Source organism: Paenarthrobacter sp. DKR-5, assembly GCF_018531425.1.
GTDB lineage: Bacteria > Actinomycetota > Actinomycetes > Actinomycetales > Micrococcaceae > DKR-5.
On sequence record NZ_JAHBOI010000001.1, the window covers coordinates 49,421 to 75,546 of the forward strand.

The following is a 26,126-nucleotide window of genomic DNA, read 5'->3' on the forward strand; positions in this document are numbered from 1 at the left end:
CCTAAAACGAAACGCGTTGCCGCCCTATTCCGGGACGTGCATCACATTGCAGGCCCCCGGACCGGCCCCGGGGACGGTGCGAGGTAGCGGGCCAGGCACGGGGTCAGTGCCAGCCGGTCAGCGCGAACACCCGGCGGCCGAACTCCCCCGCCATCGTCTTCCAGTACGCCTGGCTGACGTGGTTGTCGTCGAAGTAGACGAAGACGTTCCCGATCACGGCCGGGCAGATGGCGCCCGGGCAGAGCAGATCCGTCAGGTCCACGGCGAAGAACTTCTTGTTTCCGGAGAGGAACCCGTCCATCGGGGACGCCGACGGCAGCACCGAGTCGATGGGCTGGGTGCAGGCGCCCGGGTCCTTGGGGTGGGCGGCGGCGCATTCGGGCATGTTCTGGGGGAACCTCGGATTGTCCCGGACGCCGACGACGTCGATGCCTGCCTTGGTCCATGCCCCGACGGTCTGCTCCATCCCCGGGATGGTGACCTCCGCCGGGGATGCCTTCTCGGTTTTGGTGACGATGGTGAAGACCGCGGCCGGTTTGATCTTGGCGATGTAGCTGTTCGCGTCCTGGTAGAACCGGCCGCAGTCGGTGGACTGTCCGGCGTCGTCCGGGGCGAAGACGCAGCCCATCGACGTGACGTTCACGACCGTCCAGTTCTGCTGCTTGCCCATGGCAAGAACGGCGGTGGAGAGTTGGCGCGCGTGCGAGTTGCCGACGACGACAACTGTCTTCTTGGGCGTCCCGGCGGCCGGCTGCACGGAGCAGGCCGCCTTGACCACCTCGGAGTCGGGCTCAAGGTCGTCCGTGCACTGGCCCGGGAGCCGGGGAAAGTCTTCCGCCACGGTCGCCGCCGCAGGAATCGTGACGGCGTCCGCGGAGATCCTGTTCACGTACCCGGGCAGCAGGCTCAGTGCGCCGGGGTTGTCGTTCACGGCCTGGGCCTGCGCCCGGGAGGCCTTGTCTGCGAGCTGCGACTGCCAGAGCGCGACCGGCGCTGCGACCAGGCTCACGCAGACAGCGATCACTGCGGCGGCCCGGAGCCGGCTCGTTTCAGCCCACTTCCACTTGCGCACCGGCGTTTCCACGAACCTGGTGGCCAGGATCGCCAGGATGATCGCCGTGACGATGATGGCCAGCCCGTCCAGCAGTCCGGCGCGGTCCCGGTCGGACCAGATCAGGACGAGGATCAGCAGCGGCCAGTGCCACAGGTACAGCCCGTACGAGTTGTTGCCCAGGTAGACAAGCGGCCGGGAGCTCAGCAGCCGGTCGGCCCCCGCCGGGCTGGCGGTCTGGCCCGCCACGATGATGCACGCCGCGGCGAGGGTGGGCCAGAGCGCGACATACCCCGGGAACTGCTGCTGCACCTGCAGGATGATGCCGCAGCTGACCATGGCAACGACGCCGAACCAGCCGAGGAAGATGCGCAGCCCCCGCGGCAGCTTGAGGTGGGGCAGCGCGAGCGCGAGCAGCGAGCCGAGGGCGAACTCCCAGAGACGGGCGCGGGTGTCGAAGTACGCGAACGCCTGGTTGCTGTTGGTCTCGCTGACCGAGAAGATGAGCGACACCGCGAAGATGACGGCGAAGATCCCGGCGAGCAGCCACCGGTAGGTGAGCCGGGCTCCCCAGGCAGTGCGGCGGGCCAGCAGCGCGGCCCCGGCGAAGATCAGCGGCCACAGGATGAACACCTGGCCCTGGATCGAGAGCGACCAGAAATGCTGGAACGGGCTCGAAAGGCTGTCATCGGCGGCGTAGTAGTTGACGGCGTTGGCCCCGAGCGCCCAGTTTTCAAAATAGAGCAAAGAGGCCCAGGCCTCGCCCAGGATCGCATCCCAGCGCGTGGGCGGAACGATGAGCCAACTGGCGCCGAGCACTGCGAGGATGACGACGACGCTGATGGGCAGCAGCCGCTTGAACAGGTGCAGCCAGTGTTTGGCCAGCGCCATCGGTTCGTCACGGTCGTAGCGGCGGACGAACTGGGACGTCATCAGGAACGCGGAGATCAGCAGGAAGATGTCCACTCCTCCGGACACCCGTCCCAGCCACACGTGGTAGACGACAACCATGAGCACGGCCAGCGAGCGCAGGCCCTGCACTTCGGGGAGGAATCCGGGCGGCGGTTTCGGCCGGGGCTTCTTCCGGCCTTCGGGGACGGGCGTCTCGTCCGGGTGCGGGCGCAGAGCCTGCCCTACTGCCATCGAACCTCGCCCATCCTTGGCCGCTTCCCGGCATACCCGGGTGGCGGGATCCAAACCAACCATGGGCCGGGCGGTCCTTGGACCGTCCGCGCCACCCATCCATTCTGCCCGATGTTCCTGTGACCCGACATTCCTGTGAGGGGCCCCGCTGCGGCTGCGCCCCGACCACCGCGGCAGCCGGGCCGCCGGGTAGATTAGCGGTCAGGGCCGGAGAAGGGAACCTGCATGATCGTCGAGGTGCGCGTCAGTGTTGCCGCCGGGTATACGGAGGACCTGCTGGCAGTGGTTGCGGAGCAGGTCGGGGTCGCCGGGGTGGCCGTCCACCGCGGCGCCTCCGTGGTTCCGCAGGGCGACGTCCTGCTCGTGCACGTGGCTCGCGAGAGCGTCGAGGCGCTGATGGAACAGCTGCACGCCTTGGAGATCCCCCGGCACGGGTCGGTCACCGTCTCCACCCCTGAGCTTGTGCTCTCGGACCGCGCGGAACAGGCGGAGGAGGCTGCACCGGGCGAGGGCGCGGACGCGGTGATCTGGGATGAGGTCAAGACCAGCACGGGTGAGGATGCAAGGCTGAGCTGGAGCTACCTCGCGTTCCTGGTGATCGCCACCCAGCTCGCAGCGATCGGCATCGTCACCGAGTCCACGATCACTATCGTCGGGGCGATGGTGGTGGGTCCGGAGTTCGGACCGCTGGCGGGGCTGGCGGTGGCGCTCACCGGCCGCAAGTGGCCCTTGGCCCGCCAGTCGGCTCTCGCCCTGGCCGTGGGCTTCCCGCTGGCGATGGCGGTCACCGCGGTCTGCTGTGCCGCCTCGGTGCCTCTTGGGCTGGTCGACACCGGGTTCCTGGAGCAGGGCGCCTCCGCGACGGATTTCATTTACCATCCCGGCCCGTTCTCGCTGATCGTGGCGCTGCTCGCCGGAGCGGCCGGCATGCTCTCCCTGATCGCGCGCAAGTCCTCAGCGCTGGTGGGGGTTTTCATTTCCGTCACGACCGTGCCCGCGGCGGGCTTCGTGGCAGTCGCGCTGGTCCTCGGCCAGCCGGACAAGGCGCTGGGCTCCGCCGTGCAGCTGGTGGTCAACCTGGTCGGCATCGTCCTGGCGGCAGTGCTGGTGCTCTGGTTCTACCGGATCGTCACCCGCGCGAAGGCCACGAGGGCAGGCACCCGTCCAACCCGTCCATCCCGGAAACAGAAATGACGCGGCTCCCCGCCTGTGACGCGCTCTGAAGCGTGTCGCAGGCGGGAAACCGCGTCATGACCGGCCCGGGCGCTGCCGCCCGGGCTGAACCGAACCCTTAGTGGGAGTGGCCCGCGTGCTCGTCCTCGTCGGCCGGCTTGTCGGTCACCAGCGTCTCGGTGGTGAGCACGAGCGCCGCGATCGACGCCGCGTTGCGCAGCGCGGACCGGGTGACCTTGACCGGGTCGATGACGCCGGCGGCGATCAGGTCCTCGTACTCGCCGGTGGCGGCGTTGAAGCCCTTGCCGGCGTCGAGCTGGTTCACGCGGTCGATGACGACGTAGCCCTCGAAGCCGGCGTTCTCGGCGATCCAGCGCAGCGGCTGGACCAGGGCGCGGCGCACGATGCCGACGGCAACCGCGGCCTCGTCGTCGAGCTCGACCTCGTCCAGGGCACGGGAGGCGTGCACGAGGGCGGAGCCGCCGCCGGCCACGATGCCCTCTTCGAGGGCGGCGCGGGTGGAGGACACCGCATCCTCGATGCGGTGCTTCTTTTCCTTCAGCTCCACCTCGGTGGCTGCGCCGACCTTGATCACGCCGATGCCGCCGGCCAGCTTGGCCAGCCGCTCCTGCAGCTTCTCGCGGTCCCAATCCGAGTCGGTGCGGGTGACTTCGGCACGGATCTGCGCCACGCGGGCCGCCACGTCCTCGGCCGAGCCTGCGCCGTCGACGATGGTGGTGTTGTCCTTGGTGACGGTGATGCGCCGGGCGGTCCCCAGCACGTCGAGGCCGACAGTGTCCAGCGACAGGCCCAGGTCCGGGGAGACAACCTGCGCGCCGGTGAGGGTCGCGATGTCCTGGAGCATGGCCTTTCGGCGGTCACCGAAGCCGGGCGCCTTGACGGCGACGACGTTCAGGGTGCCGCGCAGACGGTTGACGATCAGCGTGGACAGGGCCTCGCCGTCGACGTCCTCGGCGATGATGAACAGGGGCTTGCCGGCCTGCAGTACCTTTTCCAGCAGCGGCAGGAATTCCTGCACCGAGGAGATCTTGCCGGAGTTGATCAGGATCAGCGCGTCCTCGAGGACGGCTTCCTGGCGCTCGGCGTCGGTGACGAAGTACGGGGAGAGGTAGCCCTTGTCGAACTGCATTCCCTCGGTGAGGACCAGCTCGGTCTGGGTGGTGGAGGATTCCTCGACCGTGATAACGCCGTCCTTGCCGACCTTCTCAAAGGCCTCGGCGAGCAGTTCACCGATGACCCGGTCCTGGGCGGAGATGGTGGCGACGTCGGCGACCTGGCGGCCCTCGACCGGGCGGGCGTTTTCGAGCAGGCGTCCGGCGACGGCCTCGACGGCAACCTCGATGCCGCGCTTGACGGCTCCGGGGGCAGCGCCGGCGGCGACGTTGCGCAGGCCTTCCTTGACCAGGGCCTGGGCCAGGACCGTGGCGGTCGTGGTGCCGTCACCGGCGACATCGTTCGTCTTGGTGGCGACTTCCTTGGCCAGCTGGGCGCCAAGGTTCTCGTACGGGTCCTCGAGCTCCACCTCGCGGGCGATGGTGACGCCGTCGTTGGTGATGGTCGGGGCGCCCCACTTCTTGTCGAGCACCACGTTGCGGCCGCGCGGGCCCAGGGTCACCTTGACGGTGTTGGCCAGCTTGTCGACGCCGGCCTCCAGGGCACGCCGGGCGTCGTCGTTGAATACCAACTGCTTTGCCATGTTTTCTTCCTTCCAAAGACGATGACCCCAGCCAGGGGTTCCCGGCCGGGGTCATCGAACAAGCGTTACTTTACGACGATCGCCAGCACGTCGCGGGCGGAAAGGACCAGCAGCTCCTGGCCGCCGGTCTTGACCTCGGTTCCGCCGTACTTGGAGTAGAGGACGACGTCGCCGACGGCGACATCGATCGGGACGCGGTTGCCGTTGTCGTCAACGCGGCCGGGGCCTACCGCGACAACTTCGCCCTCCTGGGGCTTTTCCTTGGCGGTGTCCGGGATGACCAGGCCGGAAGCGGTGGTCTGCTCGGCTTCGAGCGTGCGAACAACGATACGATCCTCAAGAGGCTTAATAGAGACCGACACTCGGTTCTCTCCTTTACATGAGTAACTGCAATGGACTGAGGGGCCGAGGGAGCCAGCCGTCGTCGCGGTGCCGGCAGCAAACCCTTCGGGTTTTTAGCACCCTCCTAGGGAGAGTGCCAACACTGACTTTATGTTCTGGTTAGCACTCGGTCAAGGCGAGTGCCAGATCGGCACGCCGCCGCCGGGCCCTCCGCTACTTGTTGACCGCGGGGTTGACCTCCGCTGACTTCACCGCACCCGCGCCGTTGCCGTACGCGTCCAAGATCTTCTTGTAGGTGCCGTTCTCGATCAGCTTGTTGACCGCCTTTGCCACCAGGTCCGCCAGCTGCGGGTCGCTCTTGGCGACGGCGATGCCCACGGGGGATGCTCCATAGACGTCCCCGAGCGTTTCAAGCTTGCCCTGGGTCTGCTGGATGGAATACGCCACCAGGACCGAGCCGGCGGCCATTGCGTCAACGCCTCCCGTGACCAGCCGGGTGGTCACATCCGTCTGGTTCTGCAGGGAGATGACGTTGATGGCGGGCTTGCCGGCGGACTTGCACTTCGCGTTGCGGCCCGAGATGTCCGGGTTCTCCTGGAAGGTGCCGGTCTGCACGCCGACGGTCTTGCCACACAGATCGTCCAGGCTGACGTGCTTCGGGTTGCCCTTCTGCACCGCCCACTGCGTCCCGGCCTCGAAGTAGCTCACGAAATCGACGGCCTTCATCCGCTCCTTGGTGATGTAGAACGAGGAGATGCCCAGATCGTACTTGGGCCCGAGCGAGGGCAGGATGCTTGCGAACTCTGCCGTCTTCACCTCCACCTTGAGCCCGAGCGTGGCGCCGATCGCCTTCGCCAGGTCGACGTCGTAGCCCACCGGGGTCTGGCCGTCCGCGCCGCCCAGCGACTCGGCCGGAGCGTAGGTGGTGTCGGAGCCGATCACCAGGGTGCCCTTCGACTTGATCGCCGCCGGAACCTGGCCGGCGAGCGCGTCGTCCTTCGCCGTCGTCGACGGGTCGAAGCTGGCGCCGCCGGCGCTCTGCCCGGGCACGGAGTTCTGCGAGGCATTGGTGCAGCCGGAGATGGCCAGCATGCCGGCGACGGCCAGCGCCGCGACCTTTGAAAGACGCAAGGGGTAAGTAGCCATGGGGCGGGACCTCATTTTCGGTAGTGGATTGCGGAGGTGTTTGTCCGGCAGTTTCGTCGGTTCAGATGCCCTGGCTGAGGCGGCGGATGGCGACCTCCGCGAGCCAGGACGCGGCGTCGGGCAGCACGGAGTCGTCGAAGAGCGCATGCGCTGAGTGGTTTGACGCTGCGGCCGAGGGGTCCTCCTGCGCGCACGCACTCAGGAACAGATAGGCGGCCGGGACTTCGTTGGCGACGAAGGAGAAGTCCTCCGACCCGGGCTCCGGGTTCTCCATTTCACGGAAGCGGTCCTCGCCGAAGAGGTCCTCGATGGTCTGGCGCGCCAGGGCAAAGGCCGAGGCCTCGTTGCTGGTCACCGGGTAGAGGTCGTGGTAGTCGACGACGGCGTCCAGTCCGTGCGTGGCGGCGACTCCTTCGACGACACGGATGCTCGCCTCCCGGATCTTCGCGCGCGCCTCCTTGCTGAAACTGCGCACCGTCGCCTCGAACAACGCTTCGGAGGGAATGATGTTGTCGCGGGTCCCGGCGGCGATCTTTCCTACCGTGAGCACGACCGGGTCGAAGACATCGAACTGGCGCGTGACCATGGTCTGCAGCGCGGTCACCGCCTCACACAGCGCCGGGACCGGGTCCTTGGCCAGGTGCGGCTGGGATCCGTGGCCGCCGGCGCCGAGGAAGCGCACATGCAGCTCGTCCGCGGATGCCATCTGCGAGCCGGGGCGGCCGAACCAGACGCCGCGCGGCCTGCCTTCGGAAAAGACGTGGAGTCCGAAGGCCGCGTCCGGGCGCCGGCCGGCTGCTTCCAGCAGTCCTTCTTCGATCATCGGGGCCGCTCCGCCGGGGCCTTCCTCGCCGGGCTGGAACATGAAGATCACGTCGCCCGCCAGCTCGTCCTTGAGCGCGTGCAGGATCCGCGCCGCTCCGACCAGGCCCGCCACATGCAGGTCGTGGCCGCAGGCGTGCATCAGGCCTTCGTGCGCGGACTTGTAGTCGAGGTCGTTGTCTTCGGCAACCGGCAGCGCGTCCATGTCCCCGCGCAGCAGCACCACCGGCCGCTCGGCGCCGGCGGCCGGAGCGCCGCCCCGCAGGACGGCCGTAACCGAGGACAGGCTCCGTCCCGTGCTGATTTCGAGGTCCAGCCCCTCCAGCGCCTGCAGCACCCGGCGCTGGGTGAGCGGCAGGTCGTTGCCCAGTTCGGGATGCTTGTGCAGCTCGCGCCGCAGCTCCGACAGTTCCGGCGCCAGTTCGGCGGCGAGTTCCTGGGTACGGGTCAATTCACGGAGGTCGGACACTGCCAAGGCTTTAGCCCTTTCAAGGGGAGGCGGGAGACGGCGGCTCCACGAACCCGGGCCGCTCCCACCGAAGCTAACACCGCCAATTGCCCGGGGCAATCAAATACGCGGCGCGGCGGATTGTCCGTGCCGCGGTCGCTGTCCGCGCTTCATCCCGCGCCTCATCCCGCGCGAACGGCCAGCAACGGCGGCCTCCAGCGCCCGGAGCCCGCCGTTAGCGGCCGTTCGCCAGGGTTTCCAGCGGGCGTTCGGCGCGTGAGCGGGTGCCCGGTAACGTGGGGAGCATGGCCGACGTTCACCAGGACCCGATTGCCCCGCTGCTGACTTCGGAGGGCTGGGAGCTGCTGTCGACGCTGGGCCCGTATGACGAGTCCGAAGCCTTCAAGCTCAATTCCGAGCTGCGCAAGCGCGGGCACTCCCCCGAAGTCGTCTCGGCGGTCCTCACCCAGTCCCGGCTGCGCACCAGGGCGGAAGCGAAGTTCGGCGAGTTCGCCCGGCAGCTGCTCTTCACCCAGGCGGGCCTCGAACAGGCCACCCGGCTCAACGTCGCGGCCCACCACGCGAACCGCTTCGCCGCCGCGGGAGTGAAGCATGTGGCGGACCTGGGCTGCGGGATCGGGGCGGACGCCATCGCGCTGGCCATCCTGGACCTGCAGGTGACCGCCGTCGAGCAGGATGAAACCACTGCCGCGGTGGCCACCATGAATCTGATGCCGTTCCCGAACGCGACCGTGGTGCACGCCGACGCGACCGAGGTGGACCTCTCCGGCGTCGACGGCGTCTGGCTGGATCCGGCCCGCCGGAACACCACCACCTCGGGCACGCAGCGGATCTGGGACCCGGAAGCGTTCTCGCCCCCGCTCTCCTTCGTCGAACAGCTCGCGGACACCGGCATGCCCGTCGGGGTGAAGCTCGGCCCAGGGCTGCCGCACGAGTCCGTTCCTGCCGGCTGCGAGGTCCAGTGGGTGTCGGTCGACGGGGATGTGGTCGAAGCGGCCCTGTGGTTCAACGCGCTCGCCCGGCCCGCCGTCCGCCGGTCCGCCCTGGTGATCGGGCCCAAGGGCGCCGCCGAACTGACCAGCGCCGCCGGCTTTGACGCGGTGGGGCAGGACGTGGAGACCGGGCCGGCCGAGGGCTATCTATACGAGCCCGACGGCGCGGTGATCCGGGCCGGTCTCGTGGCCGACGTCGCACACCAGCTGGGCGGGCACCTGCTGGACCCGCACATCGCCTACATCTGCGCCCCCGAGCTGCACGAGACGCCGTTCGCGAAGGCCTACAAGATCCTCGAGGTGCACCCCTACAACGTCAAGCGGCTCAAGGCCTGGGTGCGCTCGAACAGGATCGGCACCCTCGAAATCAAGAAGCGCGGCACCGCGGTCACCCCCGAAGAGCTTCGGCGGCAGCTGCTGACCGGTTCTGGCAAGGGCCCCAACCAGGCCACCCTGGTCCTGACCCGGATCGGGGAGGAGAGGGTGGCGCTGGTGGTCAAGCCCCTGCGCTGACGGCCCGCGCCGGACCCGGGAGCGCTCAGGCAGCCTGGCGGGAGAACTCCCCGGCCGCCTTGACCTGCTCCGGGCTGGGGCGGATGCCGGTGTAGAGCACGAACTGCTCCTCGGCCTGGATCGCGATCACCTCGGCGCCGGTGATCACGGATTTGCCCTCCGCCCGGGCGGCCTGGATCAGCGGCGTCTCCGAGGGCATGGCGACGACGTCGAACACCACCTCCGCGGCCTGCACGGCCGGGCGCGGGAAGGACAGCTCGTGCTGCTGGTCCCCGCCGGCCATGCCGATCGGGGTCACATTGATGATCAGCTCGGCGGTGGAGTCCCCCACCTCGTCCTGCCAGCGGAAGCCGTACTGCTCGGCGAGCTTGCGGCCGGTCTGCTCGTTCCGGGCCACCACCGTGACGTCCTTGAAGCCGCCGTCGCGCAGCGCAGCCACCACCGCCTTGGCCATCCCGCCGCTGCCGCGCACCAGGACGTTGAACGACGTCGGTACCTCGTGGTCCCGCAGCAGCCGGGCGATCGCCAGGTAGTCGGTGTTGTAGGCGGTCAGGACGCCGTCGTCGTTGACGATGGTGTTGACCGAGTCGATTGCCTTCGCGGACGGGTCCATCGCGTCAACGAGCGGGATGACGGCTTCCTTGAACGGCATCGAGATGGCGCAGCCGCGGATGCCCAGGGCGCGCACTCCTCCGATGGCCGCGGGCAGGTCGGTGGTGGTGAACGCCTTGTAGATGTAGTTCAGGCCGAGCTGGTCGTAGAGGTAGTTGTGGAAGCGCGTCCCGATGTTGCTCGGCCGGGCGGCGAGCGAGATGCACAGGGTCATGTCTTTGTTCAGAATGGGCACGCTCCCAGTATCCCCGATCCGCCGCGCGGCCGGCAGAGTCCCCTGACCTAGAATGGGGGCAACGCCCCAACGGTGACCACGCCGACTATTGAAGGCCCGTCCGCAGCCCGTCAGGAGCCCGCATGAAGATCGATTTCGCCTCATCCCCGCAGTCCACCCTGGGCGTCGAGTGGGAACTGGCGCTGGTCGATGCCCGCAGCGGCGAGCTGGTTCCGCTGGCGGACAAGGTCCTGGCCGCGTTGAAGGCGACCCATCCGGAGCTGCAGGCGGATGAGGACCACCCGCATGTGAAGCAGGAATTGCTGCTGAACACGATCGAGCTCGTCACCGGCGTCTGCAGGACGGTGGAAGAAGCCAAGCAGGACCTGTCCCGCACCCTGGACACCGTCCGCGACGTGACCGACCTGATGGACGTCGAGCTGCTCTGCGCCGGCACGCACCCTTTCAGCCAGTCCCGCCTCCAGCCGGTGACGGACAAGGAACGCTACGCCAAGCTGATTGACCGCACCCAGTGGTGGGGGCGGCAGATGGTGATCTACGGCGTGCACGTGCATGTCGGGCTCAACCATGTGGGCAAGGCGATGCCTGTCCTGGACGGGCTGGTGAACTACTTTCCGCACTTCCAGGCGCTCTCGGCGTCGAGCCCGTTCTGGAACGGCGAAGACACCGGTTACGCTTCCCAGCGCGCCCTGATGTTCCAGCAGCTGCCGACGGCGGGCCTGCCCTTCCAGTTCCCGGACTGGTCCGGCTTCGAGGGCTACGTGGACGACATGTTCAAGACCGGAGTGATCGATTCGATCAGCGAGATCCGCTGGGACGTGCGGCCGGTGCCGCTGCTGGGCACCATCGAGATGCGGATCTGCGACGGGCTCTCCACGCTCGAGGAAGTCGGCGCCGTCGCCGCCCTCACCCAGTGCCTGGTAACGGATTTCTCGGACACCCTCGACGACGGCGGCAGCATCCCCACCATGCCGCCGTGGCATGTGCAGGAGAACAAGTGGCGGGCCGCCCGGTACGGACTGGACGCCATCGTGATCCTCGACGCCGCGGGCAGGGAGGAACTTGTCACCGACAACATCCTGGAGCTGCTCAACAAGCTGGAGCCGGTCGCCAAGCGTCTGGGCTGCCCGGATGAGCTGGCCGACGTCGAGAAGATCATCCGCCGCGGCGCGGGCTACCAGCGCCAGCGGGCGGTAGCGGACGCCAACGAGGGCAGCCTGCACGCAGTGGTGGCCAGCCTGGTGGACGAACTGCGCCACGGCCCGGCCGCCCGGGTGTAGCTCCGGCCTCCGGGGCGTAGTTACAGGCTGACGCTCGTCACCGGCTGCGAGGTATCCGGCGCGAAACCGAGCCCCGCGGGCCGGCCTCCGGCCATCACCACCTGCGCGGCCAGCGCGGCAACCATCGCGCCGTTGTCCGTGCACAGCGACGGTTTGGGCACGATCAGCTCGATGCCGGCCGCGGCCGTGCGTTCCGCGGCGAGCGCGCGCAGCCGCGAGTTCGCCGCGACCCCGCCGCCGAGCAGCAGGCTGGTGATCCCGTGTTCGCGGCAGGCGAGCACGGCCTTCGCGGTGATCACGTCCACCACTGCCTCCTGGAAGGACGCCGCTACGTCCGCCACCGGCACCGCTTCCCCCCGCGCCTCGTACTGCTCGACGCAGCGGGCGACGGCGGTCTTCAGGCCCGAGAAGGAGAAGTCGAAACGGTGCGGGCCCGGCTGCTCGGGGGTGCCCATGTACTTGGGCTGCGTGAGCCCGCGCGGGAACCTGATGGCCTTCGGGTCCCCTTCCGCGGCGAGCCGGTCGATGGCGGGTCCGCCGGGATAGCTCAGGCCGAGAATGCGCGCGACCTTGTCGTAGGCCTCCCCCGCGGCGTCGTCGATGGTCGCTCCGAGCAGCTCGACGTCGTCGGTGATGTGCTTGACGCGCAGGATTTCGGTGTGGCCGCCGGAGACCAGCAGCGCCCCGAGGTTCTCCGGCAGGTCCCGTCCGTCGAGCGGGCCGCCGTCGAGCAGGCCGACGCCGACGTGCGCGACGAGGTGGTTGATCGCGTAGAGGGGCTTGCCGGTGGCGACGGCGAGCGCCTTCGCAGCGCACACCCCGACCATCAGCGCCCCGGCGAGCCCCGGTCCGCTGGTCACCGCGATCGCGTCGAGGTCCTCGAGACTGACGCCGGCCTCGTCCAGGGCCCGGCGCAGTGCGGGGACAACGGCGTCCAGGTGTGCCCGGGAGGCGATCTCCGGGATCACGCCGCCGAAGCGTACGTGCTCCTCCATGGACGAGGAGACGGTGTTCGTGAGCAGCTCGGTTCCCCGGACGATGCCCACTCCGGTTTCGTCGCAGGAGGATTCAATGCCCAGCACCAGCGGGGCGGCGGACGGCAGGTTCATCGGTGGTCTTTCGAAAGGTCGAGGTTCATGATCAGGGCGTCGGCCCCGTCGCGGTAGTAGCGCGGCCGGATGTGGATCTGCTCGAAACCGAACCGGCGGTACAGCGCCTGCGCCCGCGGGTTGTCCGCACGGACTTCGAGCATCACGTCCCCGGCCCGGCGGCTGCGTGCCTCGGTGATCAGCGCGGTGAGCAGCTGCGTGCCGATCCCCTGCCCCTCGCGCTCGGGCACGACGGCGATGGTCTGCACGTCCGCTATCGGCTCGACATACATCAGCCCGGCGTACCCGACGATGCGCCCGGCATCCTCCGCCACCAGGTAGTACCGCGTGTCGGCCTGGGCCAGTTCCTCGAGGAACATGTGCAGGGGCCACGCGTCGACTGGGAACAGTGACTCTTCGAGCCGGTGCACCTCGGGCACATCGGTGAGCAGCATGCGCCGCAGCACCGCCGTCACAGGGCGCGCTTCCGGGGTCCTGGCACCTGCGCGTCGGACTCGCGCAGGTACAGCGGGGAGCTGTCCGCGAGCCTGCCGCCTCCGCGGAGCACGGCGGCGGCGGAGAGCCCGAGGGAGGCCGCCGTGGGCTGGGTCCGGGCAAAGGCCTCGGGGACGCTGCTGCCCTGCGCCTCCAGCTGCTGCGCGTACAGGCCGGCACCGGCGCCGTGGACGGGCAGGGCCGGAAGTTCGGACGGCGCCGTGACGTGCGGGCCGGACTGCCGGGTGCCGTCGGCCGCGTACTGCGCCCAATAGAGCTCCTTGCGCCGCGCATCCGTGGCAACGACGAAGTCGGATACCGCGGCGCCGGCGGCAACCACGTCCCAGGCGACCGCGTCCAGGCTCATCACCCCTGCCAGCGGTTTGTCCCAGGCGAAGGCCAGCGTGCGGGCGGTGGCGATGCCGGACCGCAGCCCGGTGAAGGGACCCGGGCCGACGCCGGTGAGCACCAGGCCGAGCCGGGCACCGGGGACGCCGGCGTCGTCGAGCATGCGGCGGATGCCGGGGGCGAGCACCTCGGCGTGGCTGCGTGTGTCCTCGGTGGCGAAGGTCGCCAGGACCTCGGCGGCGTCGTCGCCGGCGGAGAGCAACGCGGCGCTGGCGATGGCGGAGGTGTCAATGGTCAGGATCAGCACTGTTCAAGCCTATTGCAGGTCCAGCCGGCCCTCGCGGGCGGCCCAGCGGGGTCCGAAGGCGCGCAGCCGGATGACCCGGCGGTCCTCCACCTCGTCGTCGAACTCATCGTCGAAGTCCGGGCCCGGGCCGGCGCCAGCGGGCCCGGCTGTGGTGGAGCCGGCGCCGGCCGAGCGGGCGCCGCCCGCGGCCTCGTCGGCGCCGGTGGCCCGCACCAGTTCGACCTCGAGGCGGCTGTCGGAGAGGTGCTCCACCCGTCCGGCGCCCCATTCGACGACTGTCACGGACGTGTCCATCGTGTTTTCCAGGTCGACGTCGTCGATTTCGGCGGCCGAACCGAGCCGGTAGGCGTCCACATGCACCAGGTCCGGGCCGTCCCCGAGGTTCGGGTGGATGCGCACCAGCACGAACGTGGGCGAAATGATGCCGGGGCGGACGCCCATGCCGGCCCCGAGGCCCTGGGTGAACGTGGTCTTGCCGGCGCCGAGCTCGCCGGTGAGGACCAGCAGGTCACCGGCCCGCAGCTGCCGGCCGAGCCGTTCCGCGAGGGCCTGCGTGGCGGCGGTGTCGGCGGTCTCGAACTCGCATTCCCACGCGGGTCCGGCGCTCATGCCCTGGCCCCGGCCGAGTCCGTGTAGACGCGCGTCACGCGGGGACTGATCCGCGTGACGATCTCGTAGTTGATGGTCCCGGCCGCGGCGGCCCATTCGTCCACGGACGGCTCGCCGTCGTCGCCGGGGCCGAAGAGCACCGCTTCCGTGCCGGGGGCCAGGCCGTCGTCGCCGTCGGCCGGTCCGAGGTCGACGACCATCTGGTCCATCGCGATCCTTCCGACCACCGGGTAGGTGGTGCCGCTGATCCGGACGGGTCCACCGGTGGCGATGCGCGGGATGCCGTCGGCGTAGCCCAGCGGGACCAGACCCAGCCTGGTGGGGCGCGAGGTGCGGTAATGCAGACCGTAGGAGACCCCCTGGTCCGCCGGGACCTGCTTGCAGTTGGCGAGTACGGTGCGCAGGGTCATCGCCGGCCGCAGTCCGAGCTCGGCGGGAGTCTGGTCCGGGAAAGGCGAGAGGCCGTAGATGCCCAGGCCCGCCCGGACCAGGTCGAAGTGCGCATCCGGCCTCGCCAGGATGGCCGGAGTGTTGGCCATGTGCCGGACTTCGAGGTCGATCCCTGCGTCCTCAGCCACGGCGACGGCGGTGCGGAACCGCTCCAGCTGCAGGTCGGTTTCCGGCCGGTGCGGCTCGTCCGCGACGGCCAGGTGCGAGAACACTCCGACGACGCGGAGCAGACCCTGGTCCTGCAGCTCGACGGCCTCGCCGACAAACCTGTCCCACTCGGCCTCGGTGCTGCCGTTGCGGCCAAGCCCGGTGTCAATCTTCAGGTGCACCCGGGCCGGGCGCTCCTGGGCGCGGGCGGCTGCGGCCAGCGGCTCCAGCTCCCAGCCGGAGATGCCGACGTCGATCCCGCCGGCGACGGCTGCCTCGAAGTCGCTCCCGGGGGTGTGCAGCCAAGCCAGCAGCGGCGCCTCGATGCCTGCTGCGCGCAGAGCCACCGCCTCGGAAATGTGCGCCACGCCCACCCACGATGCCCCCGCCTCCAGGGCCGCCCTGGCAACCGGAACCGCGCCGTGTCCGTACGCGTCCGCCTTCACGACGGCCATCACCTTCGCGGGGTACGCGACGCGGGCCAGTTGCCGGACATTCAAGCGCACCGCCTCAAGATCGACGACGGCCTGGCGTTCGGCGGCAACGGTAACAGCGGGGGAATTCACCCCTCCAGTTTAGGCGTCCGACTGGTTGGCGATCGTCGCGGCGGCGCGCCGGGCCGCTGCCGGGGGCACATCGGAGACGATCTCTTCGAGGAACGCGTACCGCCGCAGCCACTGCTTGCGCAGGCCGCTGCGGGAGCTGGAGACCCGGTGCCACCAGTCGGCGATGTCGCCCCAGCCCGGCGCAGCGAGGGAGCCGCCGACCTGCTGGACCGAGAGCGAGGCGCACAGGTTGGCGAAGCTCAGCCTGTCGGCCAGCTTCCAGCCCGCCAGGCAGCCGACGATGAAGGCCGCGCCGAAGCAGTCACCCGCTCCGGTGGGATCGTAGGCGTTCACCGGCAGCGCGGGCACCCACTCCTCCTCGCCGCTCACCGAATCCACCGCGAGCGCGCCGTGCGCCCCGGCGGTCACCACGGCCACCGGCACCTTCTCCGCCAGCACGTAGAGGGCGGCCCACGGGTCGGTGGTCCGGGTGTAGGCCATGGCCTCGACGGCGTTGGGCATGAAGCAATGGAAATGCTCGAGGCCGTCCAGCACGGTCGGCGACCATTCCCCCGTCGGGTCCCAGCCGACGTCGCCGAACAGCTTGGTGCCGTTGCTGCGCGCCGTCTGCGCCCACGGTTCGAGCTCGGGCCCGACCGACACGATGGCGGCACGGGCGTGCGGGGGCACGCCGATCAGCTCCGAGGCGCTCAGCGGGGAGGGGTGCCCGTGGGTGACCATCGACCGGTCCTTCTGCACGGACAGCGACACTGTCACCGGGGAGTGCCATCCCTCGCACCGGCGTGAGAGCGAAAGGTCCACGTTTTCCTGGTCCTGGAGGATCTTCCAGTTGTAGTCCCCGTACCCGTCGTCGCCGAACACCGCGGCGAGCGAGGTGTGCAGTCCCAGCCTGCTGGCGGCTATCGCCTGGTTGGCGACGCCGCCGGGGCAGGACCCCATGCCCTCGGACCACACTTCGGTGCCGGGGCTCGGCAGCTCCTCCAGACCGGTGAAGATGATGTCCAGGAACACCGAGCCGGACAGCAGCAGGTCCGGCGCCGTGCCCGGATTGCCGCCGCGCAGCGAAGCGAGGGGGTCGAAACGGCCCGCAGAACCCTGCTTTTCGCCCATACAGGCAGGATACAACCAGGGCGCTCCTCCGGTCTGCGGTGCCTCCCCTGCGGCGCATCCGCTGCCGAGCGGCCAGTCGTGGCGACCTGGAGCCCGCGCAGGCCGCCGCAGCTGGCCGTTCGGCCGGCGGGGAGCACGCCGGGTGCACGCACGGATGGCGGGTAGTGTTTTGCTGTGCACCAGATACGACGCGTGGCGATGCTCTCGCTGCATACCTCGCCCCTGGAACAGCCGGGTGCGGGGGACGCCGGCGGCATGAACGTGTACATCCGCTCGCTCGCCGCGGCCCTGGCGGACGACTCGATCGCCGTGGACATCTTCACCCGCAGCACCTCCGCCGATCAGCCGGCCGCACAGCCGCTGGCGCCCGGCGTCGTCGTCCACAACATTCCCGGCGGGAAGCCCGGGCGGCTGGCCAAGGAGCAGCTGCCGGCGCTGCTGCCGGAATTCGTGCACGGGATCGACGAGGTGACCCGCGCGGCCGGTATCCACCCGGACGTGATCCACTCGCACTACTGGGTCTCAGGACTGGCCGGCATCGAGCTGTCCCGGCTGTGGGAGGTGCCTCTGGTGCACACCATGCACACGATGGCCAAGGTCAAGAACCTGCACCTGCATTCGGGCGAAACCGCCGAGCCGGCCAACCGGGTGGACGGCGAGCGCCGGATCGCCGACGCCGCCACCCGCCTGGTGGCGAACACCCTCACCGAGGCCGAGGAACTGCGCTCCCATTACGACGCCGCGCCGGCGCGCATCGACGTCGTCCCGCCCGGGGTGGACCTGAAGACCTTCAAACCCGCGTTCCGGACCCTTTCCCGCGCGGCCACCGGGATCGCACCCACGGAGTTTCACATCCTGTTCGTCGGGCGCATCCAGCGGCTGAAGGGCCCGCAGGTGCTGATCGACGCCGTCGCGGAGCTGCGCCGGCGTCGGCCTGAGCTGCCGCTGCGGGTCAGCATCATCGGTGCCGGCAGCGGCACCCGCACACTGGACCTGGCCGGCATGGTGCAGAGCCACGGTCTCAGTGACGTGGTGCACCTGCACCCGCCGGTGGGCGCCGAACAGCTCGCGCACTGGTACCGCTCCGCGGATGTGGTGGCCATGCCCTCCTACAGCGAGTCCTTCGGACTGGTGGCCCTTGAGGCCCAGGCCTGCGGGACGCCCGTGGTGGCCACCAGGGTCGGAGGACTGACCAACGCGGTGAGCGATGGCCGGACCGGCCTGCTGGTCCCCGGGCACCGGGCAGCTGCGTGGGCCGATGCGCTCGAGGCGCTGTACGACGACGAGCGGACCCGCGACGACATGGGCCGGGCGGCGTCGATCCATGCCCAGGCATTCGGCTGGCAGCGAACCGCCGCGCGCACGGTGTCCAGTTACCAGCGGGCGGTGGAGACCTACAGCCCGGCGACGACGCCCCGGTAGCGGCAGCGTCCGGTGTGCGCTCGGTAGACTGGAAGCCGTGCACGCTACAGAACTCGCCGAATACCTCGACCGGGTCCGGATCACCGGCCAGGTCGCCACGACCCGCGAAAACAACCTTGCGAACTTCCAAGGGTTCGTCGAAGGCAATGAGCACCTGCACTTCGGGGTGCGCTGGACGCGGGACTGGACCTTCGAAGAGGTTGCGGACCTGATGCACCGCAGGGCCGGCACGAGCCCGGACCTGGACCACCGCACCGGACAGGACACCATCGACTCCGGCCTCGCCGTGGCCGCACTGGAGCGTTACGCGGTTCGGCTGGGCAAGGCGGCGCGGGACCGGCAGCGCGTGCTGTTCGCCACCGGCCATCCGGGCGGCCTCTTCCCCGTGTACGCGCGGCTGGCCGCGGCCCTGCGGGAGGCCGGCGCCGACGTGCTCGCCCTGCGGGAAGGCAACCGGTTCCTCGCCGGGGACATCCGGCAGATCAGCGACGTGCTGATGTGGCACCAGCACGGAAACCTCATGCACACCCACTTCGCCGAGCCGATGCGGGTTTCGCTTGCCCATCTGGGCGACGAGGGCCACGACGCACCGGACCTGGTGGTCGCCGACCACGGCTGGGCCGGGTTCGCAGCGAGCGAGGGGATCGACACGATCGGGATCGCGGACTGCAACGACCCCGGGTTGTTCGTTTCCGAGGAACAAGGCCAACTCCAGGTGGCGGTTCCGCTGGACGACAACGTCACGCCCGGGCTGTACGCCCCGATGGTCGACTTCATCCTCGACCGCGCCGGGCTCCAGTAGGTTCTCCGCAGACAGCGCGAGCGGCCAGTCGTGGCGGGCTTCCTGGTCGGGAGCCCGCCGCAACTGGCCGCTCGGCGCAGCGCTGGTCGGGGCAGTACTGGTCCTGCGGTGCGTTTAGCGCTCGACCTCGCCGCGGATGAACTTCTCCACGAGCTCACGCGCGGTGTCGTCGTCGTGCTGCTCCGGCGGCGACTTCATGAAGTAGCTCGACGCCGAGAGGATCGGGCCGCCGATGCCGCGGTCCAGGGCGATCTTCGCGGCTCGGACCGCGTCGATGATGACCCCGGCGGAATTGGGTGAGTCCCATACCTCCAGCTTGTACTCCAGCGACACCGGGGCGTCTCCGAAGTTCCGGCCCTCCAGGCGCACGAACGCCCATTTGCGGTCGTCGAGCCATTCGACGTAGTCGCTGGGGCCGATGTGCACATCGCGGGCCTCCAGCTCCGCCTCGACGTTGGAGGTGACCGCCTGGGTCTTAGAGATCTTCTTCGACTCGAGCCGCTCGCGTTCAAGCATGTTCTTGAAGTCCATGTTGCCGCCGACGTTGAGCTGGTAGGTGCGGTCCAGCACCACACCGCGGTCCTCGAACAGCTTCGCCATCACCCGGTGCGTGATGGTCGCACCGATCTGGCTCTTGATGTCGTCGCCCACGATCGGGATGCCCGCGGCGGTGAACTTGTCCGCCCATTCCTTGGTGCCGGCAATGAAGACCGGCAGCGCGTTGACGAACGCGGCGCCGGCGTCGATCGCGGCCTGGGCGTAGAACTTCGCGGCGTCCTCGGAGCCGACCGGCAGGTAGCAGACGACGACGTCGACCTTGGCCGCCTTGAGCGTCTCCACGACGTCGACCGGTTCCTCGGGCGACTCCTCAATGGTCAGCCGGTAGTACTTGCCGAGGCCGTCCAGGGTCGGCCCGCGCAGCACCGGAACATCCTTGCGCGGGACGTCGGCGATCTTGATGGTGTTGTTTTCGCTGGCGCCGATCGCGTCGGCGAGGTCCAGGCCCACCTTCTTGGTGTCGACGTCGAACGCCGCCACAAACTCGACGTCACCGACGTGGTAGTCGCCGAACTGGACGTGCATCAGACCCGGAACGGTGGAAGCAGGGTCGGCATTGCGGTAGTACTCCACGCCTTGGACGAGGGATGCGGCGCAGTTGCCGACCCCGACGATGGCGACGCGGATGGGATGAGAAGACACAGCACTCCTTTGGGTTGGTTGACTGGTACAAGACAGCGGGGCCCCGGTTCATTCCGGGACCCCGCTTTATGACGTCGTCAGGCTTCCGCCGTCCGGCAGCCGCCGTCAGGCTTCGAGGGCCTTGGCCCACAGGTTGATGTCGGACTCGACCGCGAATTCGTCGATCCGGTGCAGCTCCTCCTGGCTGAACTCCAGGTTGTTCACCGCCGCCAACGTGTCTTCGAGCTGGCGGACGCTGGAAGCTCCGACGAGCGCGGAGGTCACTCCCCCGCCGGTGCCCTGCGGGCGCAGGATCCAGGCGATGGCCATCTGCGCCAGCGACTGGCCGCGGGACCGGGCGATCTCGTTCAGCCCGCGGATGCGGCGCAGGTTCTCGTCGGAGAGCTGCGCGGTGTCCAGCGACTTGCCTGCCGCGGCGCGGGAATCCTCCGGCACGCCGTTGAGGTAGCGGTCCGTCAGCAGGCCCTGCGCCAGCGGGGAGAACGCGACGCAGCCCGCTCCGACCTGCTCGAGCGCCTGGTACAGGTTCGGGTCCCCGTTCTCGGTCCAGCGGTTCAGCATCGAGTAGGAGGGCTGGTGGATCAGCAGCGGGGTGCCGAGGTCCTGCAGGATCCGGGCCGCTTCGATGGTCTTCTCCGGCGAGTACGACGAGATGCCGGCATAGAGCGCACGGCCGGAGCGGACTGCGGTGTCCAGCGCGCCCATGGTCTCCTCCAGCGAGGTGTCCGGGTCCGGCCGGTGGCTGTAGAAGATGTCCACGTAGTCCAGGCCCATCCGCTCCAGCGACTGGTCCAGGCTGGCGAGCAGGTACTTGCGCGAGCCGAAGTTGCCGTAGGGTCCGGGCCACATGTCGTAGCCGGCCTTGGAGGAGATGACGAGCTCGTCCCGGTACGGCTTGAAATCGTCCTTAAAGTGGCGCCCGAAGTTGGTTTCGGCGCTGCCGTAGGGCGGTCCGTAGTTGTTGGCGAGGTCGAAGTGCGTCACACCGAGGTCGAAGGCGCGGCGCAGGATCGCCCGCTGGGTCTCGAAGGGCTTGTCGTCGCCGAAGTTGTGCCACAGCCCGAGCGAGACGGCGGGCAGGTGCAGGCCGCTGCGGCCCACTCGGCGGTACGGCATGGAGTCATAGCGGTTTTCCGCGGCTTCATAGGTCATGGAACCCATCATGCCACCGGCGGCGCGGCGGCCGGCCGGCCAAACTGGCCCTGTGCGGACCACCCGAAGTTTGCGGAACCGATGGCCCGCAGCGGCTTAGCGCCGGGTCCAGGCTTTCCCGCACCGCGCGCAGGTGGTCCGGCAGTTCACCGGCGTGCAGCGGCGCCCCAGCCAGGGCAGCGGCGCGCCCGTGGATCGAGGCGGCCATGGCGGCGATCGCGGCCCACTTGTCCTCCATCGCGATCCCAAGCCGTTCGAACACGGCATCCGGCGCGGGGTGTGCCACCAGGGCGCCCAGGATGCCGGCCAGCGTGTCGCCGCTGCCAGCCGTCGCCAGCCAGGGGGTACCTTCCGCCTGGCTGAAGGTGGTGCCCGACGGCGCGGCCACGATCGTCGTCGCGCCCTTGAGCAGCACCGTGGCCGAGCAGGCGGCAGCAGCCCGGCGCGCGAACTCCAGCGGCTCGGCCTCGACCTCCTCACGCGAGGTTTCATCGCCGCGGTTGGTCAGGAAGACGGCGAGCTCGCCGGCGTGCGGCGTCAGGACCACGTGCGGGGCCACCCGGTCCGGCACGGCCTCCAACGCCCCGGCGTCGAGGACGGCGGGCAGCCCGCTGGCCAGGACATCCCGGGCACGCCGCAGCTGGTCGCGGTCCGCCGTCGCCCCGGGGCCGGCCAGCCACGCTTGGACCCGGGTGTCAGCAACTTCGCCCTCGCTGCACACCGCCTCCGGCGTGCGCAGGTTGATCAGCCGCGCGACCTCGCGCGGGCCCAGGTAGCGCACCATCCCGGCGCCGGCAGCCACCGCGGCTGCCGTGCACAGCAGCGCGGCCCCCGGGTATTGGGCGGACCCGGCCACCACGCCGAGGACGCCGCGTGAGTACTTGTGGTCCGCGGCCCCGGGCGAGGGCCACAGTGCGGCGAGGTCACTGCCCTCGAGCCGGCGCAGGTCCGGTGCCGGCAGGGAGTCCTCGATACCGATGGGCACCACTTCCACCGAGCCGGCAGCGCGGGCACCCGCACCGGCCAGCAGCCCGGACTTGGCGGCGCTGAAGGTCACCGTGACGTCCGCGTGCAGGACCGGCCCGTCGACTCTGCCCGTGGAGGCGTCCAGGCCGCTCGGCAGGTCGCAGGCCACCAGCAGGTTTGTCCCTGCAGCAGAGAGTCCGCGGGCAAAGTCGGCGGCCAGTCCGCGCAGTCCGCCCTTCGCGCCGGTGCCGAGGATGCCGTCCACCACGAGGTCCGCCGACGACGCCGCGCCCACCAGCTGCGCGGCGGAGGCCTCCGTGAGCGGCACCAGGCGGCCACCGGCCCGGCGCAGCGCCGCTGCCCCTGGCTCATGGTGCCGGTCCGCCGTGCACACGGCGGTAACAGCGGCCCCGCGGCCGGCGAGCACCGCCCCGGCGAAGAGGGCGTCCCCGCCGTTGTTCCCGGCGCCGACCAGCAGGACCACCCTGGAACCGTAGACGCGGCCGCGCTCCCCCAGCAGCCGCGCACACGCCGTCGCGAGCCCGTGGGCCGCGCGTTGCATCAGTTCATCGCCGCGGCCGGCGGCCAGGAACGGCGACTCGGTGTCGCGGATCCGGGCACCGGTGTAGGCGCGGATCATGGCGGGTCAGTGCCCGCCGTCGCGGCCCTCGGCGACAACCATCGCCGTGGCGACGTCGCCGTCGTGGCTGAGCGAGAGGTGCCAGCGCCGCACGCCCTTCGCGCGAGCTGCGTCGGCCACGGTCCCGGTCACCTCGATGCGCGGGACCCCGTGGTCATCGACGCCGATCCAGCAGTCCTGCCAGTTCATCCCGGCCGGAGCGCCGAGGGCCTTGGCCACCGCCTCCTTCGCCGCGAACCGGGCCGCGAGGGAGCGCAGGTTCAGCTCCTGCTCGGCGGGCACGAACAGGCGCGTGAGCAGGCCGGGGGTGCGGTCCAGCTGGCGGCCGAACCGCGGCACGTCGACGACGTCGACACCGATTCCGACGATCATGGCGCGGGCGGCTACTCGACCGTGACGGACTTGGCCAGGTTGCGCGGCTGGTCCACGTCGTAGCCCTTGGAGCTCGCGAGCTCGCAGGCGAACAGCTGCAGCGGCACGGTGGTCAGCAGCGGGGCCAGCAGGGTGGGCGTCTGCGGCACGTAGATGACGTGGTTTGCGTAGTCCTTGACCGCCTCGTCGCCTTCCTCGGCGATCACAATGGTGACAGCGCCGCGGGCCCGGATCTCCTGGATGTTGGAGACGACCTTGGAGTGCAGCGAATCGCGGCCGCGCGGGGACGGCACCACCACGAAGACCGGCTGGCCCTCCTCGATCAGGGCGATCGGGCCGTGCTTGAGCTCGCCGGCGGCGAAGCCCTCGGCGTGGATGTAGGCCAGTTCCTTTAGCTTCAGGGCGCCCTCCAGGGCGACAGGGAAGCCGACATGGCGGCCCAGGAACAGCACGGACTTGGCGTCCACGAAGTCGCGGGCCAGCTTCTTGACCTCGTCCGCGCGGTCCAGGATCTGCTGAATCTTGTCCGGGATGCGTCCGAGGTCCTCGAGGACGTCGGCCACCTCGTCCCGGTACTTGTTGCCGCGCAGCTGGGCCAGATACAGACCGAGCAGGTACGCCGCGGTGATCTGGGCGAGGAACGCCTTGGTGGAGGCGACGGCGATCTCCGGACCGGCGTGGGTGTACAGCACGGCGTCGGACTCGCGCGGAATGGTGGAGCCGTTCGTGTTGCAGATGGCCAGCACCTTCGCGCCCTGTTCGCGGGCGTAGCGGACGGCCATCAGGGTGTCCATCGTCTCGCCGGACTGCGAGATGGCAATCACGAGGGTCTTCTCGTCCACGATCGGGTCGCGGTAGCGGAACTCGTGCGCCAGCTCGACCTCGGTGGGGACCCGGCACCAGTGCTCAATCGCATAGCGGGCCACCTGTCCGGCGTACGCCGCGGTGCCGCAGGCGATGACGATGATCTTGTCCACGGACCGCAGCACGGACTCGTCGATGCGCAGTTCGTCAAGCATGAGGTTGCCGTCGGTGTCCGTGCGGCCCAGCAGGGTCTCACGCACGGCGCGGGGCTGCTCGTTGATTTCCTTCTCCATGAAGGACGGGTAGCCGTCCTTCTTGGCCGCGGTCGCGTCCCAGTCCACCTTGTATTCGTGGCCCTGGGCAGGGGCGCCGAAGAAGTCGGTGATCTCCACGGAGTCAGGCGTGATCGTGACGATCTGGTCCTGGCCGAGTTCCACCGCGCGGCGGGTGTAGTCGATGAAGCCGGACACGTCCGAACCGAGGAAGTTCTCGCCCTCGCCCAGGCCCACCACGAGCGGTGAGTTGCGGCGGGCGGCGACGACGACGTCGGGCTGGTCCGCGTGGATCGCCAGCAGGGTGAAAGCACCCTCAAGCCGCTGGCAGGCCAGCTGCATGGCCTCGGAGAGGTTGCGCACCTGGTTGCGGTAGATGTCGCCCAGCAGGACAGCGGCCACTTCGGTGTCCGTCTCGGACTTGAACTGGTAGCCCTTCCCCAGCAGTTCGGCCTTCAGCGGCGCAAAGTTCTCGATGATGCCGTTGTGGATGACGGCGAGCTTGCCGTCATCGGCGAGGTGCGGGTGGGCGTTCCCGTCGGTCGGGCCGCCGTGGGTTGCCCAGCGGGTATGGCCGATGCCAACCACCGCCGGCTGCAGCGGGTCCGCCTCGAGCTCGGCCAACAGGTTGGTCAGCTTTCCCGACTTCTTGCGGGATTCCACGTGGCCATCGCTGATGACGGCAACACCTGCGGAGTCGTAGCCCCGGTATTCGAGTCGGCGAAGGCCTTCAATGACGACATCCAGCGCTCCGTGCTGGTGGTCTGACGCAGCGTCCCCGGCCTTGGTCCGGCCAACATATCCAACGATTCCACACATGCCATCCAGCGTACCGTGTGTTGCCGGGGGCACTGCATTTCCCCGATACGTGCGTAGTTGGCAGAATCGGGGGGTGAGCGTGCTACGCAATGAGGCCAACGGCGAAGGGGTTTCCCCGTTCGTCGAGCTGGACCGGCAGACCTGGTCCCGACTGTCCGCGGAAATTGAGCAACCCCTCAACGAGGAAGACATCCTCCGGCTGAGGGGCCTTGGTGACCCCCTGGACATGAAGGAGGTCCGCGAGGTCTACCTGCCGTTGTCGCGCCTGCTGGGCCTCTACGTGGCCGCGGCGGGCCAGCTGCACGCCGCCACCACCACCTTCCTCGGCGAGCAGACCCAGCGAACCCCGTTCGTCATCGGTGTCGCCGGCTCGGTCGCGGTGGGCAAGTCGACCATTTCGCGCGTGCTCCGCGAGATGCTGCGGCGCTGGCCGGACATGCCGAATGTGCAGTTAATCACCACGGACGGCTTCCTGTACCCCAACGCCGAGCTGGAGCGGCGCGGGCTGATGCACCGCAAGGGGTTTCCGGAATCGTACGACCGGCGGCGGCTGCTGCGCTTTGTGAGCGAGGTCAAGAGCGGCGTGGAAGAGGTGCGTGCACCGTGGTACTCCCACCTGACCTACGACATCGTCCCCGGCAGGGAGGTCGTCGTGCACCGCCCGGACGTGCTCATCGTCGAGGGCCTGAACGTGCTGGCACCGGCGCGCACCCGCCAGGACGGAAGGGCCGGCCTGGCGCTGAGCGACTTCTTCGATTTCTCGATCTACGTCGATGCCAAGACCTCCTACATTGAGCAGTGGTACATCGAGCGGTTCCAGTCCCTGCGCTACGGTGCGTTCCGGGACCCGGAATCCTACTTCCACCGGTATGCCGCACTCTCGGACGGCGAGGCCGTGGAGACCGCGAGGGACATTTGGAAGCGCATCAACGAGCCGAACCTGGTGCACAACGTGCTCCCGACGCGCGGCCGCGCCCAGCTGGTGCTGACCAAGGACGCCGACCACTCCATCCGGCGCATGCTGCTGCGCAAGGTTTGAGCCGGGAGTTTCCGTAGGGAGGG

Annotated in this window: 23 protein-coding genes; 6 read left to right on the forward strand and 17 right to left on the reverse strand. The window is 69.4% G+C overall.

The window, feature by feature from the left end; translation table 11 throughout:
* Positions 1 to 103: 103 nt before the first annotated feature.
* On the reverse strand, positions 104 to 2,194 hold the full coding sequence (locus tag KIH31_RS00225) for an acyltransferase family protein (RefSeq protein WP_214425068.1): 2,091 nt from the start codon (positions 2,192 to 2,194) through the stop codon (positions 104 to 106).
* Between the two features lie 225 nt (positions 2,195 to 2,419).
* Between KIH31_RS00225 and KIH31_RS00230 the strand changes: the two genes are divergently transcribed.
* Positions 2,420 to 3,388 carry a DUF389 domain-containing protein gene (locus KIH31_RS00230; RefSeq protein WP_214425069.1) on the forward strand — a complete coding sequence of 323 codons (969 nt, stop codon included), beginning with the start codon at positions 2,420 to 2,422 and terminating at the stop codon, positions 3,386 to 3,388.
* A gap of 97 nt (positions 3,389 to 3,485) precedes the next feature.
* Here KIH31_RS00230 and groL read toward each other — a convergent pair whose 3' ends face one another.
* From groL to KIH31_RS00250, 4 genes are all read right to left on the reverse strand, one after another.
* Positions 3,486 to 5,084 carry a chaperonin GroEL gene (groL, locus tag KIH31_RS00235; protein WP_214425070.1) on the reverse strand — a complete coding sequence of 533 codons (1,599 nt, stop codon included), beginning with the start codon at positions 5,082 to 5,084 and terminating at the stop codon, positions 3,486 to 3,488.
* A gap of 65 nt (positions 5,085 to 5,149) precedes the next feature.
* Entirely contained in the window at positions 5,150 to 5,446 is a 297-nt protein-coding gene (gene groES, locus KIH31_RS00240) for a co-chaperone GroES (RefSeq protein ID WP_214425071.1), read from the reverse strand.
* Between the two features lie 193 nt (positions 5,447 to 5,639).
* A complete protein-coding gene (locus KIH31_RS00245; RefSeq protein WP_250545323.1) occupies positions 5,640 to 6,572 on the reverse strand; it encodes an ABC transporter substrate-binding protein in 933 nt (310 codons plus the stop codon).
* A gap of 61 nt (positions 6,573 to 6,633) precedes the next feature.
* On the reverse strand, positions 6,634 to 7,863 hold the full coding sequence (locus tag KIH31_RS00250) for a M20 family metallopeptidase (RefSeq protein ID WP_307857482.1): 1,230 nt from the start codon (positions 7,861 to 7,863) through the stop codon (positions 6,634 to 6,636).
* A 284-nt stretch (positions 7,864 to 8,147) separates the two neighbouring features.
* Between KIH31_RS00250 and KIH31_RS00255 the strand changes: the two genes are divergently transcribed.
* Positions 8,148 to 9,368 carry a class I SAM-dependent methyltransferase gene (locus KIH31_RS00255; protein WP_214425073.1) on the forward strand — a complete coding sequence of 407 codons (1,221 nt, stop codon included), beginning with the start codon at positions 8,148 to 8,150 and terminating at the stop codon, positions 9,366 to 9,368.
* 25 nt (positions 9,369 to 9,393) lie between these two features.
* On the opposite strand, the gene KIH31_RS00260 is transcribed toward KIH31_RS00255, so the two are convergent.
* The gene (locus KIH31_RS00260; protein WP_307857483.1) at positions 9,394 to 10,215 is read right to left on the reverse strand and encodes a shikimate 5-dehydrogenase; all 822 of its coding nucleotides are present in this window, start codon (positions 10,213 to 10,215) and stop codon (positions 9,394 to 9,396) included.
* A gap of 122 nt (positions 10,216 to 10,337) precedes the next feature.
* Here KIH31_RS00260 and KIH31_RS00265 point away from each other — a divergent pair, with 122 nt between their 5' ends.
* Positions 10,338 to 11,495: a glutamate--cysteine ligase gene (locus KIH31_RS00265; protein WP_214425074.1), complete on the forward strand. Its 1,158-nt coding sequence runs from the start codon at positions 10,338 to 10,340 to the stop codon at positions 11,493 to 11,495.
* Positions 11,496 to 11,515: 20 nt separating this feature from the next.
* Here KIH31_RS00265 and tsaD read toward each other — a convergent pair whose 3' ends face one another.
* The 6 genes from tsaD to KIH31_RS00295 are packed head-to-tail and all read right to left on the reverse strand — an operon-like array spanning position 11,516 to position 16,615.
* Positions 11,516 to 12,604 carry a tRNA (adenosine(37)-N6)-threonylcarbamoyltransferase complex transferase subunit TsaD gene (gene tsaD / locus KIH31_RS00270; RefSeq protein WP_214425075.1) on the reverse strand — a complete coding sequence of 363 codons (1,089 nt, stop codon included), beginning with the start codon at positions 12,602 to 12,604 and terminating at the stop codon, positions 11,516 to 11,518.
* Positions 12,601 to 13,038 (reverse strand): ribosomal protein S18-alanine N-acetyltransferase, encoded by a 438-nt coding sequence (gene rimI / locus KIH31_RS00275; protein ID WP_214425617.1) that lies wholly within the window; start codon positions 13,036 to 13,038, stop codon positions 12,601 to 12,603. The genes tsaD and rimI overlap by 4 nt, the downstream gene beginning before the upstream one ends.
* A gap of 17 nt (positions 13,039 to 13,055) precedes the next feature.
* Positions 13,056 to 13,733 (reverse strand): tRNA (adenosine(37)-N6)-threonylcarbamoyltransferase complex dimerization subunit type 1 TsaB, encoded by a 678-nt coding sequence (gene tsaB / locus KIH31_RS00280; protein WP_214425076.1) that lies wholly within the window; start codon positions 13,731 to 13,733, stop codon positions 13,056 to 13,058.
* Positions 13,734 to 13,742: 9 nt separating this feature from the next.
* Positions 13,743 to 14,342: a tRNA (adenosine(37)-N6)-threonylcarbamoyltransferase complex ATPase subunit type 1 TsaE gene (gene tsaE, locus KIH31_RS00285; protein ID WP_214425077.1), complete on the reverse strand. Its 600-nt coding sequence runs from the start codon at positions 14,340 to 14,342 to the stop codon at positions 13,743 to 13,745.
* Entirely contained in the window at positions 14,339 to 15,505 is a 1,167-nt protein-coding gene (alr, locus tag KIH31_RS00290; protein ID WP_214425078.1) for an alanine racemase, read from the reverse strand. Before alr ends, tsaE begins: the two co-directional genes overlap by 4 nt.
* A gap of 9 nt (positions 15,506 to 15,514) precedes the next feature.
* Positions 15,515 to 16,615, reverse strand: coding sequence for a carbohydrate kinase family protein (locus KIH31_RS00295; RefSeq protein ID WP_214425079.1), 1,101 nt, complete (start codon positions 16,613 to 16,615; stop codon positions 15,515 to 15,517).
* A gap of 174 nt (positions 16,616 to 16,789) precedes the next feature.
* Between KIH31_RS00295 and mshA the strand changes: the two genes are divergently transcribed.
* On the forward strand, positions 16,790 to 18,037 hold the full coding sequence (gene mshA, locus KIH31_RS00300) for a D-inositol-3-phosphate glycosyltransferase (protein ID WP_214425080.1): 1,248 nt from the start codon (positions 16,790 to 16,792) through the stop codon (positions 18,035 to 18,037).
* A gap of 37 nt (positions 18,038 to 18,074) precedes the next feature.
* Complete coding sequence (locus KIH31_RS00305) at positions 18,075 to 18,839, forward strand: phosphatase (RefSeq protein ID WP_307857484.1); 765 nt, start codon at positions 18,075 to 18,077, stop codon at positions 18,837 to 18,839.
* 114 nt (positions 18,840 to 18,953) lie between these two features.
* On the opposite strand, the gene KIH31_RS00310 is transcribed toward KIH31_RS00305, so the two are convergent.
* The 5 genes from KIH31_RS00310 to glmS all read right to left on the reverse strand — a co-directional run bounded on the left by KIH31_RS00310 (position 18,954) and on the right by glmS (position 25,064).
* Positions 18,954 to 20,039: an inositol-3-phosphate synthase gene (locus KIH31_RS00310; RefSeq protein ID WP_214425082.1), complete on the reverse strand. Its 1,086-nt coding sequence runs from the start codon at positions 20,037 to 20,039 to the stop codon at positions 18,954 to 18,956.
* Positions 20,040 to 20,144: 105 nt separating this feature from the next.
* The gene (gene mgrA / locus KIH31_RS00315) at positions 20,145 to 21,191 is read right to left on the reverse strand and encodes an L-glyceraldehyde 3-phosphate reductase (protein WP_214425083.1); all 1,047 of its coding nucleotides are present in this window, start codon (positions 21,189 to 21,191) and stop codon (positions 20,145 to 20,147) included.
* Complete coding sequence (locus KIH31_RS00320) at positions 21,181 to 22,797, reverse strand: NAD(P)H-hydrate dehydratase (protein ID WP_214425084.1); 1,617 nt, start codon at positions 22,795 to 22,797, stop codon at positions 21,181 to 21,183. Before KIH31_RS00320 ends, mgrA begins: the two co-directional genes overlap by 11 nt.
* Before the next feature lie 6 nt (positions 22,798 to 22,803).
* Entirely contained in the window at positions 22,804 to 23,169 is a 366-nt protein-coding gene (locus tag KIH31_RS00325; protein WP_214425085.1) for a holo-ACP synthase, read from the reverse strand.
* An 11-nt stretch (positions 23,170 to 23,180) separates the two neighbouring features.
* Positions 23,181 to 25,064 (reverse strand): glutamine--fructose-6-phosphate transaminase (isomerizing), encoded by a 1,884-nt coding sequence (glmS, locus tag KIH31_RS00330; RefSeq protein WP_214425086.1) that lies wholly within the window; start codon positions 25,062 to 25,064, stop codon positions 23,181 to 23,183.
* Between the two features lie 73 nt (positions 25,065 to 25,137).
* Here glmS and coaA point away from each other — a divergent pair, with 73 nt between their 5' ends.
* Entirely contained in the window at positions 25,138 to 26,103 is a 966-nt protein-coding gene (gene coaA / locus KIH31_RS00335; RefSeq protein WP_307857485.1) for a type I pantothenate kinase, read from the forward strand.
* Positions 26,104 to 26,126: the final 23 nt, after the last annotated feature.